The sequence below is a fragment of the Pseudodesulfovibrio sp. zrk46 genome, from assembly GCF_012516435.1.
Classification (GTDB): domain Bacteria; phylum Desulfobacterota; class Desulfovibrionia; order Desulfovibrionales; family Desulfovibrionaceae; genus Pseudodesulfovibrio.
Genome location: NZ_CP051216.1, coordinates 3,774,936 through 3,790,606 on the forward strand (window position 1 = coordinate 3,774,936; position 15,671 = coordinate 3,790,606).

Sequence of the window (15,671 nt, forward strand, 5' to 3'; positions counted from 1 at the left end):
CTGATCGGAATTAACCCCTGCAGCACGATTCAACTAATAATCCAAGCCGATGACAGGGATATAACATACGAGGGACTCCATGCGCTACAAGCTGCAAATGATGAATACGGATTTTGGTGTGGGCATGTTCGCAGCCATGCCAGAGGCCAACCTGAGCTTCAACGAGATGATCGAACATCTTCGCAAGCATCCTTATGATGACTACATGCACGAGTTTGTTCTTCAGGGTTTCAAGGATTTTCGTACCCGCAAGCTCAAAAAGCTGATCCAAGAAGTGATGAAGGATAACGGCAAGTCTGACCCAGTCCTGACCGCCATCATGTTCGAAGCATGCATTTGCCATGAGCGACAACGTCCTCTCTTGCCCCTCTTTGATGGCCTTGATCCCGCGGACTTACTTCCACACACTCCGGCAATTCATATTCGCTCCTATCTCCAGGAAGATCAGAAACTTCATTCCTCATGGATCGAATTGTTCGGCAACAATATTTTTGCCATGGAGCCGCTCCCCACTCCGGAAGAAGTGACGTTGGATCAGATTTTCTCCGATGACGACTTGGTATTGCCAGAAGTAACCACCGCCGGAGATGCACGAGCCGCTCTGGAGGGTGAACTTCCGCCAGCCAAGGAACGTCGTCCTCTTGAGGAAACCATTGATCACGCTTTTCGCGTACTGGATAAAGCAGACGCATTCCTTGGCCCGGTCATGCAACACAAGGCATCTCTTTCACCAATCGCTCGCCTGCGCCATTGGTCAGTGAAAACCCGCAGTGTCAACGGCCGCATGTCCAACTCGCTGGAAGGTATTCAGACTAGCTATGGCCGCGGTTTGGCCCAGGCCAATGCGGACGCATCCTGTGCCATGGAAATGGCCGAGCGTTTCTCGTCATACGCCTCATTCAGCAATAAAGGCATCACTGGCTACAAAAACGAATACCCCCTCATCCAATCATCCTATGACGACTTGGACGTTGAGGCGATTAACCCCAATGATATTAAACTGGAAGTCCCTTACGCCGGACAAAAGCTGAATTGGTTCGAAGGCCATGCACCTGATGGTAAGGGAGGCGTAAAACCAGTTCTCATTCCTGCTCAATTAGTATTTCTCTTCTGCAACTTGGATGAACAGAATCTGTTCTCAGCCCTCGGCTCCACTGGCCTTGCATCCGGCAACACACTGGCAGAAGCCAAGGTATCGGCCCTGACCGAAGTCATTGAACGAGACAGTGATGCCACCGTCCTCTTTGACCCCGAACGTTGCTTCCGTGTGGAAAGTGATGATCCGGAAATAGCCCCGCTGCTTGAGGCATACAAAACGGATGGCATCGACGTATGGTTCCTGGATGTTACACCAGAAATTGGAGTACCTTGCTATAAATCTGTAGTCCTTGGCGCTCACGGTGATGTTAATAAAGGCGGCGGTTGCGGCTTGAACGGCAAATCGGCTCTGCTCTCTGCAATGACCGAAACGGCATATCCTTTCCCTGGCCCCAAAAGCAGCCCAGCACCGGAAGGGCTTCCTGTCCGTAAGTTAGAAGACCTTCCCGATTACTCCACCGGCAGCGCTGAAGGTGATGTTATGGTACTTGAGAAGACACTCATGGATAACGGCTACCAACCTGTATACGCAGACCTCACACGTAAGGATCTGGATATACCGGTCACTCGAGCCATTGTGCCAGGTCTGGAAATTGTGTCTGACTTTGACCACTACTCTCGTGTCAGCCCACGACTCTTCAGAAATTACCTGAATATGTTCAAATAGAACGGCCAACCATATCGATAATCAAAACAAGGGCACACCCTCAAGGGTGTGCCCTTTATTATTTCCATGCCATGGGAGCCTCCCTTTTTTCAATTGACACAACCCACATTCCAAACTAATCACAGCTTGTTCGACTTAATGCGACTAAGAACTATTTCTACAAAGGTTTATAATCACTAATCTTTCTACCACCCAGCCATGAAAACTATTCACACCGAGATCTGGAACCGGGCTCTCCCTTTTCAGGACAAACGAGACGACGCAGGCCACGCATTCATCACCCTTGAATACGCAAAGCAATTGGTGGATCTTGAAAACGGCGATCCCGATGTTGTACTCCCTGCTATTATTCTTCATGACACAGGCTGGAGCCGTCTGAGCCGTGAAGAATGGATGGTGGTTTTCTCTCCCACGGCAACAGCTGAGGACGAAATGGTTGTCCGCCTTCGCCATCAGGAAGAGGGCGTCAATATCGCGCGTGAAATTCTGGAGACCATGGATTACTCCACAGCTCTCACCGAAGAAATCGTAGAGATCATTTCTGAACATGACACCCGCAAAGGTTTCATTTCCAACAATGAAGGGCTGATGCGCGACGCTGACAAGTTGTGGCGTTTTTCCAAAACCGGCTTCGATGCAGACGTCGAGCGTTTCGAAATCGAACCACAGTCCCTTTACGATAAACTTGTCGGCCAGATCCCGAGTGAAGGCTTCTTCTACTCTGAGACTTCCCGCCAGCTCGCCTATCAGGAACTGGAACGTCGCAAAAAAGAATTCGAATGTGTAATGGCCTGTCAGATGGAAGCTCCTGAACTGATCGCAATGCCTACACTCGGCTAATTAACATCGCCAACCCGTTATTTTTTGAAGGCTGTCCGGCTTACGGGCAGCCTTCTTTATTGCATTGGCGGTCAGTGTATGTTGAACTGAGAATCATGTGCAGAAAACTAATCGCGCAGCTGATGCTCATATTAGCCACCCTGCTATTGCTCTCAGCACCTGTTTTTGCTGAAGTGGTATTGAAGGAAAAGGTCGATTATTATCCGGTTAACGGCACTGGGAAGAAGGAAATCATCAAGAATCTGAAAAAGGATTCTCCCTACAAGAAGGGTAAAGATTACTATCCGGCTTTCACACAGACCGACATCCGGTACAAGTACTCTTGGGCTCAGAAGAATGGCCGCTGCCAAGTCACCCAAGTCAAAGTATTCCTCACACTCACCTATGTATACCCACGTTTGGCCCGTGCTCAGTCCAACAGCGTACAGCAATGGTGGGAGAAAAAAATCGCCCGGTTTGTGATTCACGAAAACATACACGGCGATATTTCCAAGCGTTCTGCATACGAACTCGACAGAAAGCTTCGAGGCATGAAGGATATCAACTGCTCAAACGCCAAAAGCGTTATCTCAGCTCGAGCCAAATACATCGTCCGTCAAATGAAGAAAGAACAGGCGGAATACGATCGTATTACCAACCATGGTATCGAGCAGCACAAATATCGGCCACCAAGATAAATCAAACTACGTGCTGAAAACACCTTACAAATAATAAGGGCGGCGAGATTTCTCTCACCGCCCTTTTCATTTAGCTAATTTTGAAGCCCTATTCCAGCGGAGCAGGATTCTTCATGTCCCAGATACCGCAGGGACAGGAGCTAGCGCAGAAGCCACAGGCAATGCACTTTTCCGGATCCACAACACGCTCGAAGCCACCGTTTGGCAGCTCATTGCGGGAAATGGCCGACTGCGGACACACTGTGTCGCAGATGTAGCAGTCACGGCAAGTACCGCAAGACGCACAGTCAGAACCGCAGTGATTTGCATCGCTGAATTCGATAACACGAGGATCGAAGTACTCAAGAGTCATACGAGTGTAATCGATCATATCCTTGGTGTCGGTCTTGGGACGACGATTGTTGAACAGGTCGTCGATGACCTCTGCAGCACGCCGGCCATGACCGATTGCGTGGGTCAGCAAGCCAGGACGAACGATGTCACCGATGGCAAACACCTGAGAATCCGTAGTCTGGTAGTCATCATTAACCACAACATGACCGCGATCAAGTGCGATGTTATCGGGCAGGAAGTCGATGTCAGGAGCATCACCGATGGACATGATGACCGTGTCAGCTTCCAGCAATTCGCCGGACTGCAGCAGCACGCCCTCTTCCGTGATTTCCTTGGTGAAGCAAGGCCACTTGAAACGTGCACCAACTTCTTCGGCTTCCTTGCGCTCCTTACCGAAGGAGGCAGGTTCCTGAATATCGATGAGAGTGATGTCCTCTGCACCGACACCAGCAGCAACAGTAGCAACGTCACAACCAACGTTACCTGCACCAATGATGACCAACTTCTTGCCCATCTTGGCCTGTCCCTTTTTGGCGTCCTTGAGGAACGTCAGAGCAGGATAGATGCGCTCATGACCGGGTACCGGAATGACACGCGGTTTCTGAGCACCGGTGGCAAGAACCACATAATCATATTCGTCCTTCAGCTCCTCAAACTCATTGCGCTTGAGTTCCTGCTGAAGATGGATATGCGGCAGCACCTTGGCGGCGCGTTCAACTTCGGCCTCAACCACTTCCTTGGGCACGCGGCTATTGGGAATGGAAGAGGTAATCTTTCCGCCCAGAGTGTCGGCCATGTCAAAAACGACAGCCTCGTGACCTTTCATGCGAATCTGCCAAGCCACCGAGACACCGGCAGGACCGCCGCCGATGACAGCAACGCGCTTGCCGGAAAGCTCTGGCAGTTGCGGAGCCTTGGACTCATGTCCCTTGCGTCCCAACTTGGTGATATCAACCGCCTTCATCCCCTGCTGCGTGGAACGGGTACACCCTTCCATACAGAGATTGGGACAAAGGTAACCACAAATAGTGGCCGGGAACGGCGTGTAAGCCAGAGCAAGGTCAACAGCTTCATCAATGAGACCGTCGCGCACGAGACGCCACCGTTCCTGTACAGGCATACCCGTGGGACAGCTGGACTGACACGGGGCCATGAATTTTCTATTTTCCCAAACGGGATTCTTTCGGCGCAGATCACCATTTACAACAAGCGGAATGGGAGAACGATCCAATGATGTCAGATCGCCAATCATACCACCCTGTCCAAGTTCGGCATCCCACACATTAGCGCGGAAGTCGCTCATGGCACGACGGGTTTTACCCTTCTTCTCGTAAGGTGTCTTGGCACGAATGAGCTGCCACTCTTCACGCTTGGTAAGGCGCTTGAGCAAACGGCTTCGTTTAATCTTCTTGAGATATTCGGCCATATTCTCGGTAAGCCATTCCCAAGCCTCGTCAGTGATGGGCTCCAAGAGCGCATCAGCCTGAGAGAAGCCATCAATGGGACCACGCACGAAGATGCGACCACCGACCATGCCCACACAGGGGCGATAGCCAAGTACATTCTCAGTATTCTGGCCTTCATGACCACAGACAACTGCAGTACCACCAGCCATGAATTCCGCGAAGTAGTCACCCACCGAACCGAGCACCCAGAGTTCGGGCGGCTCGAAGCGAGGGTTGGTCTTGGTCATGGTCATGCCGCGGGAACCGATGTTGCCGCCGACATAAACCTTACCCTGAGCCATGGCATTACACGCGCCGTTACTGGCGTTGCCATGGACAGTGATCTCGGCACCGGCGTTAAGCCAACCGATATCATCCGAGGCAGTACCCATGACTTCAATGGTGGTTCCGGGGAATCCCTTGGAACCTACACGCTGGCCAGCAGAGCCAACGATAGTCACCGAAATGGGTTCTTCCTTGGAAATCCAGAGTCTACCGCCAATGCCGTGCTGGCCCATGGCGTCGATTTCCAGTTTGCGTGCGCCCTGTCGGACGGCAGCCTGGATGCGTTCTTCGAGAATGCGGGACTCCAGTCGCTCGCCATTCTCCAAGCCGCTTATACGCTTTGTTTTCTTTGACATTTTGTACTCCGATTAGTCCTGAACTTCCGTTAGATGACGTACTTGATACCGAGACGGTCCGCAGCGGCCTTATCACTGATGCCGAGGGCATCGGACATGCCGATGGGAAGCGAGGTGGAGCGGCCCAGAGGGGCGAACACCTTGCGCAGTTCCGTATCGAAGCTCAGGTAGAAGTCTACCACGCGTTCGGCGACCTTTTCCGGGTCGAGACGACGATAAACTCTCGGGTCCTGTGACGTGATGCCCTTAGGACAAACGCCAATATTACAAACGTTGCAGCGATCCTTCTCGGAACCGACACAACCGGCGGCAGCCTGCATGACGTACTTACCTATCTGAACCGTGGATGCGCCCAGCATAATGAGAGCTGCGGCGTTCGCGGCTAAGTTACCGTTCTTGCCGATACCGCCACCAGCGATGAGCGGAATCTCATTCTGAGCACCAGCAACACACAGAGCGTTGTAACAATCACGCAGGTTGGAAGCGATGGGATGCCCCATGTGGTTCATGGATACGTTATATGCTGCACCCGTACCACCATCTTCACCATCAATAGCAAGACCGGCAGCATAGGGATTACGAACCAGATTGTTGAGGACCGCCAAAGAGGTCGAGGAGGCGGAAATCTTCGGGTAAACCGGTACACGGAAGCCCCAGGCCATGGACATGGACTGAATCATCTTGGCTACGGCTTCTTCAATGGAGTACTTGGTCTGATGCGTGGGCGGGCTGGGCAGAGATACGCCCTGCGGGACACCACGAATAGCTGCGATGAGCTTGTTAACCTTGTACCACATGAGCAGGCCGCCATCACCGGGCTTTGCGCCCTGACCGTATTTGATCTCAATGGCGCAGGGATCTTCCTTCATCTCCGGGATAGCATGAATGATTTCATCCCAACCGAAGTAACCGGAAGCGATCTGAAGAATGGTGTATTTCAGGAAACGAGAACGCAGCAGGCGCGGCGGGCAACCTCCCTCACCAGTGCACATGCGTACCGGCATGTTCAGTTCTTCGTTCAGATACGCGACGCCCATCTGGAGACCTTCCCACATATTCGGGGAAAGTGCGCCAAAAGACATACCACCGATAACCAGCGGATAAATCTCGCGAACAGGCGGTTTCCAGCCGTTCTCCTGAAAACACTTTACTTCATCCTGCGGGGAAAGCACGCGTCCCAACAGAGTGCGCATTTCAAACTCGTGACGACCTGCGTCGAGCGCGGGGTCAGTGAGCATGGAAATGCGGATGAACTTGAGCTGATCCAGCAGAGATTCACCGTTGTTACGACGGCCACCACGGGTACGAGGCTGGCCACCTCGGTTGTTCTGGAACTGAAGTGTAGTGGAATCGTACTGACGCTGCGGCTCAATGGCGTTGTTCGGACAGACCATGTTACACATGGAGCAGCCGATGCAGGCATAAGCCGGATCCGTGCGCTGACGGATTCCGTAGAAAGTGGAGAATTCGTTAACCGGCTTGGCATTCAATCCCATGGGAGCTTTGATCTCGCGCTTGCGGAAGACGCCAAGTTCAATGGCGTCCACAGGACAAACGGAGGTGCAACGCCCGCACTTGGTGCAGGTGTTGATATCCCATTTGATCTGCCAGGGCAGGTCCTTGCGACTTAACGTTGAAGGGCTAATGGGTCTTTCTGAGAGCATTGGACAACCTCCCGGCAATCGGGTCCAACGATGGCCGTATCGAGATGCATGGGTTGAAAATCTTGACTTTTATCACGCTTGGGGATTGCGGCATCGAGACCGCAAACCTCGGAAGAGAAGGCGTACATGCCGATCTCAGGATTACCGCCCACTACGCCGGGGCGCAGCTTCTTGCGGTCCTGAACCATAAACATGGAGCCATCTTCCAAGCAGCCGATGACGCAGTTGGGTCCATCGATGATGAGCTTGCGACACGCCCGCTTGAGGTTGGACAGAAACTCACGATCCGGATGGTCCTTCATCTCCTCGTCATTCATGGGAGTGATGACGTGTTTATAAGATGAGATATCCAGGCCAAGCTTCTTGGTAGTGAAATGTGCGATGTGTGTGAACACCTCGGAATCGGACTGATAGCCCTGATACCCGGTGACGCCACGAGACTGCAGGTATTCCTTAATAGGTATAAAGGCAGTATTCTCACCGTTGGTCATGGTGCCGACACCTTCAATAAAGAAGGGGTGACATGCGTACAGGTTGATGGCGTAGTTGGTATTCTGACGGCCCTGAGCCAGGATATGACGAGCATGCAACTCTTCACGGCCAAGCTGGAGATAGTGGCCCATATCCATAGGATCGCCCACTTCTTTAATCATGATCGTGTCAGGCCAGAAAGAAAAGACCATGATACCACCGGACTTTTCACCTTCAGCGCGAAGGTCAAGACGCATCTGAACCAACTGGCGATCGCGTTCTTCCTTAGGTAGCGCTTTCCACTCTGCGGACATTTTGTAAGCAATGGAAGCATATGTTCCACGCTTTGGAGTGCCGACCGGCGGCTCCTCATCCGGCTTGTACATGGCGGAATAAACTGCACGATGACCGCGTTCTGCCATATATTCATAAACCCACTTCAAGCCCGCATCAGAAAAGATACCGGAAAGAATAGGATTTTCCTTCATTTCTTCAAACGGCCCGCCAAGGCCACTCAGATACAATCCCACGCCGGAGCCATCATGCCCTTCCTTCATTACGTTGAGGGCATTAATGGCCAGCATGGGTGAAACCGGGTCGCGGCTGGTAAGCGCAAATAAACGGCACATGGTTTCAACCCTCATACTGTTAAAATGTTCGTGAACGAACTAAAGGCCTCTAGACACTCTCTCTAAACTCAGAAATGGAATATTTCTCTCTCATATTGGCTTTTGACCAGCATTCCATTCCGACGAAACACGTTTTTTCAAGATAAAAAAACGGCGACGCCCGAAAATCCGCGCATTCGCCTCAATATGGATAATTCACATTTTTGGAACAAATTAGATTTCTCATTCTAATCGGAAAGCGTGAAGGCCATATCGGTTCCGGAAGAAGAACGTAGACTAAAACAATAAAAGGCGCAACCCACAAGGAATTACAGGGTTTAACAATTTTGTAGTTAGAGTGAAATCAAGTCAAACAAAAGTGCAGCCACACTAATTCCCGTTTTCCGTTATGCAAAAAAAAAGCGGGCCAGAGTCACCTCTGGCCCGCTAAATCAAAAAAAAACTTCTATTCGGCAAAAACATCCGAGTTAATTGCCTCACGAGCGGCAACGGCAAAAAAGTCTGCCGGCGAAGCACCATGCAATTTACAATATTTTTCGATACGATCAAGCAAATGAGTGTGCATGACCACTTCAAACTCTTCAAAGTCAGAGCCATCATCACTCACACTGACATTGATCGCCTTTTTCCCCTTGTGCTCAGGCTTGGCCAACAGCTCTTTCTTTGAAGTAGGCTCCGGTAAGACATTGCCGTCTTCTTGATAGAACTCAATATACAAGGCGAGAGCTTCATGAGCCTGATCTACAGCCTCATCCAAATTCTTTCCAAAAGTGGTACATGCCGGAAAGTCCGGAAACTCTACACCAAACCCATGTTTTTCCTTATTGAATAACGCAACGTACTGCATAAGAGATCCTTATTGAGATTATTTGTATTGTTGTAAAAACATATCCCCATTCCCTTTGGGGCGCAATCAGCGATACGCCTTGACGCTAATACCCGATTGCCTTACTCGTAAATGAACACGAAAGAATATTATTTAAAAATAACCGGATGTTGACCGCATGAAACTTTCCGCCAAATCCCGCTATGCCGCCCGCTTACTATTGGAACTTACCCTGCACAAGGAAGAAACACCTGTCCGCACAGCAGTTCTTTCCGAACACACCGGTATTACGGTTCAGTTCATCGAGCAGATCATTCGCCCTCTGAAAAAAGCTGAGCTGGTTAAATCAGTTAGAGGTGCTGCTGGCGGACACCTTTTGAACAAAGACCCAAAAGAAATCACTCTTGGTGATATTGTTCGAACCACTGAAGGCTCCATTACCATTGTCGACTGCATTGAATGCGAAGACGAATGCGTACGCTCAAGCACTTGTCCGACAAGATCTGTCTGGGAACGTGCTTCAAAGGCCATGGAGAAGGAATTGGACGCCGTCACCCTCTATGATCTCATGAATGACACCAACGGCTGCGTTCAACAATAGCGCTCCCCGGCTCGTAACGACCGTTCATCGGCTTCATTACATTACACAAAACAACTCCCTACCGTTCAACCAACGGGTCTTGCCGTTCGCCGTTTTCAAGATGAAACAGCCGCGCCCTCTATAGTAAGGATATGAGCAGGTCGAAAAGACAACTGTTCACACCAAACCATGGAGGACACAATGTACAAGTATTACTGTAAAGACACCAACTGTCCGGGACACACCAAAAGCTGGGAAAGATGCTGCGATTTACGCGCTTTTGCTGCCAGCACCTCCCCCAAGGCAACAATGACACGCCCTACAATCGACACTGGCAGAAGCACTGTTTACCGCTCCACCAACAAGCAGATCGTAGCCTAAGCAAATACTTATGATTGTATACGAACAAAATGAAGCGCTACCGGGGCTATCCATTGCGGATAGCACAGCATCAGACGGCGCCTATCACACCCTCTAAACCAATCTCCCCCGGTCTTCATGACTAAGGGGTAAAGCTTATTTACGCCCTAATTTTCCAATAGTGCAGCCTGTTCTGGCATAACGCGCTTACTGACCAACATAAACACCTCGGAATCCTCCTGAAGATGCCCGGCCAACAACTCTGCCTCATTTCCAGAGCCGCAAAAAAGATCCATTCGCGTCCCTTTGATCGCACCGCCTGTATCTTGGGCCAGCACTAAAGACATGAACGGATCCGCCTCCCCTTTATCGTAATCCATAAGGGCGGTCTTGAGGGCAAGCACACTGCCAAGCGGAATCATCGTACGATCAACGGCAACACTGACTCGGGGCGTCAGGATGGAACTGATTGAACCGTAAGGACCTTCATCAGACAGGCGGAAGAATACGTAACTCGGATTCTCAAACATCAACTGCTGGGCTGTCTCAGGATTAGCATTTAGAAACGTGCGAATACGCTGCATGCTCATTTCTTCACGCGGAACATGCCCGCGATTGATAAGCAGCTTGCCAAGAGAGACGTACTTATGGCCGTTCTTTCCACCATACAGGATATGTTTGACGGAACCATCTGGAAGAACAAGTCGGCCTGAACCCTGAATTTGAAGAAAGAACACATCCACCGGATCTTTGGCCCATGCGATTTCCAGCCCCCGTCCAGACAACGCCCCCTTGCCATCGATGGCCTCACGATCAAAATACGGCTCAATGCCTTCCTCGCCCATCCGGTAGGTTAGCGCCTGCCCTTTCCATCTATAGTGAAATTCACCCAAAGGCGCAGTCATAAGATCTTCGGGTACTCCGTACAACGGATATTGAAATTTATCCGTAGGAGTCAGCGACGCCTCCAGCCATGGCTCATAATATCCAGTCAACAACGTTCCGGGAGCAACCTTGAGCCACTGAAAGCGCTCTGCCATCAGACGAGGATCGCGATCAATCTGCGGCAGCAGGCCGATAAGTTCAGCCACACTGTCACCGAGTTGAGCCCAAGTCAGAGTCAAACCAGGACGGTTAACGGCAACAGCATTCTGCGGCCGTTTCAGGATGTATCCAAGACTATCTTCCAGACTAGGCCGAAGCGCGGCCCATGATCCCAGCCCTTGATGTCTTGTCGATAAATGCGCAGCGAGGCTTTCGGCGTCCGAACCTTCTAAAGGCTTAAAAGACGGAGGTTCGTCGACAGGAGGAGGCGGTGTGATCGGCGTCTTGGGGCACCCAAGGAGTGCGGGGAGAAGAATCAAACAGAAAACAAATTGCAATAGGTGCCGCAGCAAAGACATCAACAATCCTCTTTGTCATTAAGATCATCAGCATACTCTTCCATATATATATGAAGCATAACCATAACAAAGCTCAAAATGAGCGGACCATAGAATATGCCGAGCATGCCAAAGGTGTACACACCGCCAAGAATGGCGAGAAAGATATAAAACGTGGAGACGCGGGACGCTTCGCGCATAAAGATCGGACGCAAAATGGTATCAATGCCCACAACGAAGATACCACACCACAAGGCCAAAAAGGTGGCCATCTTCCAGTCACCAGAAAAGAACAAATAAGCCACTGCCGGGACCCAGACCAAACCAGTTCCGAGTACGGGAATAAGTGACGCCAAAGCCATCATGGCCCCCCAGAAGAAAGCTGGAATACCGACAATTGCCAGTCCGATGCCCCCCGCGAAGCCTTGAAGTACAGCAACAAGAAGACACCCCATGAGCACTCCGCGTGCCACACGCTTCAGGGAATCGATAATATAATCTTCCTGGCGAGGACGCAGAGGAGACAGGTGCTTGAGGAACTCCACCATTTTGCCGCCGTCGCGCAAAAAGTAGAACAGGATAAATACCATCAGAAGAAAATGAAGGATCAACTGTGCCGCATTGCGAACCACCTCGGTTCCTGCGGCAAGCATCATCTGCCCGAATTCTTTGGAATATTGAACAATACTTCCCTGAATATCCAACTCATTAATACGCAGAAATGGCAGCTCTTTTTGAATCCAGGCCTGATACTTATCCAACATATCAAGCTTGTCCAAAGCATCAGGATCGACAGTAGTTATCCATGAGTTTAACGCTGCCAAGGACTCCACTCCCTGACTGATCAGGGCCAAGGCGAGAAACGTCATGGGGAGAAGTAAGCAAAAGACAATGATGCATACTGTCATCAAGGAAGCGACTGTTGCCCGCTCTTTTGTCACACCCAGTGCCCATTGATAGACCGGAGCAAACAAGACCGCCAACACCGAGGTGAAGATCATCGTATGAATGAAAGGCTCAATAATTGAAAAGCCAAGGTAAAGCGACAACAACAGCAACAGGATGAGAAACACCTTATAGATGCCGCCGGGCAGCAAAGAAATGGGACCGTTCGGTTCACTCATGGGGAAATACGTCCTGCTCTGATGTTGCGCCGACAATACGGCGTTTTTTTTATTTATCTAGAGTGGATTGTATTATCGCGGTGACGGTGTCAATGTCCACTGGTTTCGGCACGTAATCGTCCATTCCAGCATGAAGGCACCGCTGCTCATCCCCCCACATGGCGTGAGCTGTAAGCGCAATAATCGGAACATCAGGATCAATACAGGCTGTATCGGGCTGGCGAATCGCTCGTGTAGCCTCAATACCATTCATAATGGGCATTTCCACGTCCATAAGGACAACATCAAAACGCTCTGCCTTCAGTGCGTCTACTGCCTGCATACCATCTTCGGCCAGAACGACCTCTGCCCCCATCTTCTCAAGCAGGCGCATAATATACCTTTGGCTTACAAGGTCATCCTCGGCCACCAGAAGCTTAACACCTTCAAGAGGCTTCTTCTCTGCCATGGCCGCAGCCAGCGGTGTTTGCTCTTCGTAATGGCTTCGCTTCAACGGAACCACAAATGAAAAAATGCTCCCCACCCCTTCCTGACTGGAGCAATTAATATTTCCACCAAGCAGATTCACCAAACGATTGACGATGGCCAATCCTAGCCCGAGACCTCCGCTGGTATGGGACAGATGATCTTCATTCAAAGTAAACGAGTCGAACATTTTATCCAACTTCTCCGGCGGAATACCAATCCCAGTATCCTGAACAATTACCTGTACAGAGTAACTTTCATCGCCTTTAGCCGCACTGTCATTGTTTGTTGGTGTTACATCCACCATGACCTGCCCGGATCGAGTAAACTTCACAGCATTGTTTACGAGATTCCCCAGAACCTGGCGCATCTTGCCTGAGTCTCCTCGCAACCATGCAGGCATATCTGGAGACACAGAGTACTCCAACTTCACACCTTTGAGTTGAGCAGCCTTCTCATATTGAGAGAGCAGCCCTGTCACCAAATCTTCAAAACGAAAGTCAACTTCACGCAATTTGAGTGTGGAGGTCTCCAATTTCGAATAATCAATGATTTGATTGAGAACGGACAAAAGAGACATGGCCGACTCTTTAATAAGTTGAACATTCTCACGATACGGATTTTCCAAATCTGAAAGCAGGAGCAGCTCGGTCATACCAAGCACGCCATTCATGGGTGTTCGAAGTTCATGACTGATAGTTGCTAAAAATGCAGTCTTGGCTCGACTGGCAGTTTCCGCCTCGCGCTTGGCCTGACGGAGTTCGCGCTCCATCTGATGCTTGTACAATCCAACCTCAATGGCGGACTTCAATTCGGTGTGATCTACAGGCTTGAGCAAATACCCGTAAGGACCTGAAATTTTGGCCCAATGCAGGGTTTCATCATCGGCATATACCGTGAGGAATATGATAGGAATATCGAAACGACGACCGATCTCACCCGCAGCCTCGACACCATCCATGGCTCCTTCCAAACGAATATCCATGAGAACCAGATCAGGCGCCAATTCATTCGCCTGCATAATCGCCTCTTCTCCAGAGGCAGCCATTCCAGCTATTACATATCCGGCTCGCTCCAAGGCGGACTGAATATCAAGACGAGCAAGAGCGTCGTCCTCTACTACGAGAATTTTCTCCATCCCCATTACCAACTCCTGAGATCAATGGATAATTGCTTTTTGTTCGAAGCTGCTCCCTCATATCACAACCCGAAGAATAGTGTAAGGCCGTTACATTTATTATTTACCACTCCAGGTTACATTCTTCATAAGCTCAAAAAGAATTTTCATCGTGTGTGAACAAACACGAACCACTGAAATGTGCATTATATTCGGCGCAACTCTCAATGCGACGCAGAATTGTCATCCGCAGAAGATCAACACACTTCATTACTCCGGCACCTTCTTGTTTTTCCTCCCGTTTTCGGCTAAGAAATAATGTCGCATTTCTCCATATACCCGAATGGTCAAATGTGAAGCCAGATAGGGGCTCCCAAAACTTGAAACAGTTGTTTAACCCGGACAACGCTTCAAGCTACGGAATATCTACTCAACTTAAGTTTCTTCGGAGGAAAGGATGAAACGAATTATTACCATTTTGGCCATGCTGTCTCTGCTTCTGTGCGCCGCTGTGTCTGCCAATGCTGCAGACATCGAACTCGCCAAGAAGTCCACCCTTGAACAGATCATCAAAACTGGCAAACTGCGCGTCGGCCTGGAAGCTGGCTACATGCCGTTTGAAATGACCGACAAGAAAGGTAACGTTGTCGGCTTTGATGTAGACATGGTCAAAGAAATGGCCAAAGCCATGGGCGTGAAGCTCGAACTCGTCAATACCGCTTGGGATGGCATCATCCCCGGACTGATGGCAGGCAAGTATGACCTGATCGCCTCCGGCATGACCATCAACCAGTCTCGCAACCTTAAGGTCAACTTCGCCGATCCTTACATCGTAGTCGGCCAGACCGCTCTGATCTCCAAGAAATATGCTGACGAAATCACCTCCTGGAAAGATCTGAACAACCCCAAGTACACCATCACCTCCAAGCTCGGCACCACTGGTGAACAGGCCGCCAAACGTCTCTTCCCCAAAGCCACCTACAAGTCCTTCGAAATGGAAGACCAGGCAATGCTGGAATGCATGAACGGCAAAGCTGCCGCCACCGTGTACGACCTGCCCATGACCTCTATCTTCTTCGCTCAGCACGGCAAGAAAGCCGGCATGAAGTTCCTCAACAAGCCTTTCACCTACGAGCCCCTGGGGTGGGCTATCAACAAAGGTGATCCGGACTTCCTGAACTGGCTGAACAACTTCCTGCGCCAGATGAAGAACGATGGCCGTTACGACCGCATCTACAATAAGTGGTTCGGTTCGGACAAGTGGTACCAGGACATCCAGTAAACAAGATAGAAAATCCGGGAGTCGCATATGCGGCTCCCGGTTCACATTTCATTCTATACGACAGAGCATT

General features: G+C 50.4%; 13 protein-coding genes. 6 read left to right on the top strand and 7 right to left on the bottom strand.

Annotated elements, in window-relative coordinates:
* The first annotated feature begins 79 nt into the window (after positions 1 to 79).
* The 3 genes from HFN16_RS17300 to HFN16_RS17310 all read left to right on the top strand — a co-directional run bounded on the left by HFN16_RS17300 (position 80) and on the right by HFN16_RS17310 (position 3,282).
* Positions 80 to 1,765 (top strand): YcaO-like family protein, encoded by a 1,686-nt coding sequence (locus tag HFN16_RS17300; protein ID WP_168891926.1) that lies wholly within the window; start codon positions 80 to 82, stop codon positions 1,763 to 1,765.
* Between the two features lie 198 nt (positions 1,766 to 1,963).
* Complete coding sequence (locus HFN16_RS17305) at positions 1,964 to 2,605, top strand: HD domain-containing protein (RefSeq protein WP_168891927.1); 642 nt, start codon at positions 1,964 to 1,966, stop codon at positions 2,603 to 2,605.
* A 95-nt stretch (positions 2,606 to 2,700) separates the two neighbouring features.
* On the top strand, positions 2,701 to 3,282 hold the full coding sequence (locus tag HFN16_RS17310; RefSeq protein ID WP_168891928.1) for a DUF922 domain-containing Zn-dependent protease: 582 nt from the start codon (positions 2,701 to 2,703) through the stop codon (positions 3,280 to 3,282).
* A gap of 88 nt (positions 3,283 to 3,370) precedes the next feature.
* Here HFN16_RS17310 and HFN16_RS17315 read toward each other — a convergent pair whose 3' ends face one another.
* The 4 genes from HFN16_RS17315 to HFN16_RS17330 all read right to left on the bottom strand — a co-directional run bounded on the left by HFN16_RS17315 (position 3,371) and on the right by HFN16_RS17330 (position 9,312).
* A complete protein-coding gene (locus HFN16_RS17315; RefSeq protein WP_168891929.1) occupies positions 3,371 to 5,701 on the bottom strand; it encodes an FAD-dependent oxidoreductase in 2,331 nt (776 codons plus the stop codon).
* A gap of 29 nt (positions 5,702 to 5,730) precedes the next feature.
* Positions 5,731 to 7,365, bottom strand: a complete 1,635-nt coding sequence (locus HFN16_RS17320) for a glutamate synthase-related protein (RefSeq protein WP_168891930.1) — start codon at positions 7,363 to 7,365, stop codon at positions 5,731 to 5,733.
* Positions 7,329 to 8,465, bottom strand: a complete 1,137-nt coding sequence (locus HFN16_RS17325; RefSeq protein WP_168891931.1) for a glutamate synthase — start codon at positions 8,463 to 8,465, stop codon at positions 7,329 to 7,331. Before HFN16_RS17325 ends, HFN16_RS17320 begins: the two co-directional genes overlap by 37 nt.
* Positions 8,466 to 8,910: 445 nt before the next feature.
* Positions 8,911 to 9,312: a type II toxin-antitoxin system HicB family antitoxin gene (locus tag HFN16_RS17330; RefSeq protein WP_168891932.1), complete on the bottom strand. Its 402-nt coding sequence runs from the start codon at positions 9,310 to 9,312 to the stop codon at positions 8,911 to 8,913.
* Between the two features lie 157 nt (positions 9,313 to 9,469).
* Between HFN16_RS17330 and HFN16_RS17335 the strand changes: the two genes are divergently transcribed.
* Positions 9,470 to 9,892 (top strand): Rrf2 family transcriptional regulator, encoded by a 423-nt coding sequence (locus HFN16_RS17335; protein ID WP_168891933.1) that lies wholly within the window; start codon positions 9,470 to 9,472, stop codon positions 9,890 to 9,892.
* A gap of 180 nt (positions 9,893 to 10,072) precedes the next feature.
* A complete protein-coding gene (locus tag HFN16_RS17340) occupies positions 10,073 to 10,252 on the top strand; it encodes a hypothetical protein (protein ID WP_168891934.1) in 180 nt (59 codons plus the stop codon).
* Between the two features lie 146 nt (positions 10,253 to 10,398).
* Here HFN16_RS17340 and HFN16_RS17345 read toward each other — a convergent pair whose 3' ends face one another.
* The 3 genes from HFN16_RS17345 to HFN16_RS17355 all read right to left on the bottom strand — a co-directional run bounded on the left by HFN16_RS17345 (position 10,399) and on the right by HFN16_RS17355 (position 14,346).
* Positions 10,399 to 11,634, bottom strand: coding sequence for an MltA domain-containing protein (locus tag HFN16_RS17345; protein ID WP_168891935.1), 1,236 nt, complete (start codon positions 11,632 to 11,634; stop codon positions 10,399 to 10,401).
* A complete protein-coding gene (locus tag HFN16_RS17350; RefSeq protein ID WP_348771060.1) occupies positions 11,634 to 12,686 on the bottom strand; it encodes an AI-2E family transporter in 1,053 nt (350 codons plus the stop codon). Before HFN16_RS17350 ends, HFN16_RS17345 begins: the two co-directional genes overlap by 1 nt.
* Before the next feature lie 100 nt (positions 12,687 to 12,786).
* Entirely contained in the window at positions 12,787 to 14,346 is a 1,560-nt protein-coding gene (locus HFN16_RS17355; RefSeq protein ID WP_168891937.1) for a hybrid sensor histidine kinase/response regulator, read from the bottom strand.
* 430 nt (positions 14,347 to 14,776) lie between these two features.
* On the opposite strand from HFN16_RS17355, the gene HFN16_RS17360 reads away from it, so the two are divergent.
* Positions 14,777 to 15,601, top strand: a complete 825-nt coding sequence (locus HFN16_RS17360; protein ID WP_168891938.1) for a transporter substrate-binding domain-containing protein — start codon at positions 14,777 to 14,779, stop codon at positions 15,599 to 15,601.
* Positions 15,602 to 15,671: the final 70 nt, after the last annotated feature.

What these genes read in the sequence shown, in the direction of transcription:
- HFN16_RS17360 (WP_168891938.1), top strand. Translation starts at nt 14,777, where the DNA reads ATGAAACGAATTATTACCATTTTGGCCATGCTGTCTCTGCTTCTGTGC.
- HFN16_RS17340 (WP_168891934.1), top strand. Translation starts at nt 10,073, where the DNA reads ATGTACAAGTATTACTGTAAAGACACCAACTGTCCGGGACACACCAAA.
- HFN16_RS17305 (WP_168891927.1), top strand. Translation starts at nt 1,964, where the DNA reads ATGAAAACTATTCACACCGAGATCTGGAACCGGGCTCTCCCTTTTCAG.
- HFN16_RS17300 (WP_168891926.1), top strand. Translation starts at nt 80, where the DNA reads ATGCGCTACAAGCTGCAAATGATGAATACGGATTTTGGTGTGGGCATG.
- HFN16_RS17315 (WP_168891929.1), bottom strand. Translation starts at nt 5,701, where the DNA reads ATGTCAAAGAAAACAAAGCGTATAAGCGGCTTGGAGAATGGCGAGCGA.
- HFN16_RS17330 (WP_168891932.1), bottom strand. Translation starts at nt 9,312, where the DNA reads ATGCAGTACGTTGCGTTATTCAATAAGGAAAAACATGGGTTTGGTGTA.
- HFN16_RS17310 (WP_168891928.1), top strand. Translation starts at nt 2,701, where the DNA reads ATGTGCAGAAAACTAATCGCGCAGCTGATGCTCATATTAGCCACCCTG.
- HFN16_RS17345 (WP_168891935.1), bottom strand. Translation starts at nt 11,634, where the DNA reads ATGTCTTTGCTGCGGCACCTATTGCAATTTGTTTTCTGTTTGATTCTT.
- HFN16_RS17320 (WP_168891930.1), bottom strand. Translation starts at nt 7,365, where the DNA reads ATGCTCTCAGAAAGACCCATTAGCCCTTCAACGTTAAGTCGCAAGGAC.
- HFN16_RS17335 (WP_168891933.1), top strand. Translation starts at nt 9,470, where the DNA reads ATGAAACTTTCCGCCAAATCCCGCTATGCCGCCCGCTTACTATTGGAA.
- HFN16_RS17355 (WP_168891937.1), bottom strand. Translation starts at nt 14,346, where the DNA reads ATGGGGATGGAGAAAATTCTCGTAGTAGAGGACGACGCTCTTGCTCGT.
- HFN16_RS17325 (WP_168891931.1), bottom strand. Translation starts at nt 8,465, where the DNA reads ATGTGCCGTTTATTTGCGCTTACCAGCCGCGACCCGGTTTCACCCATG.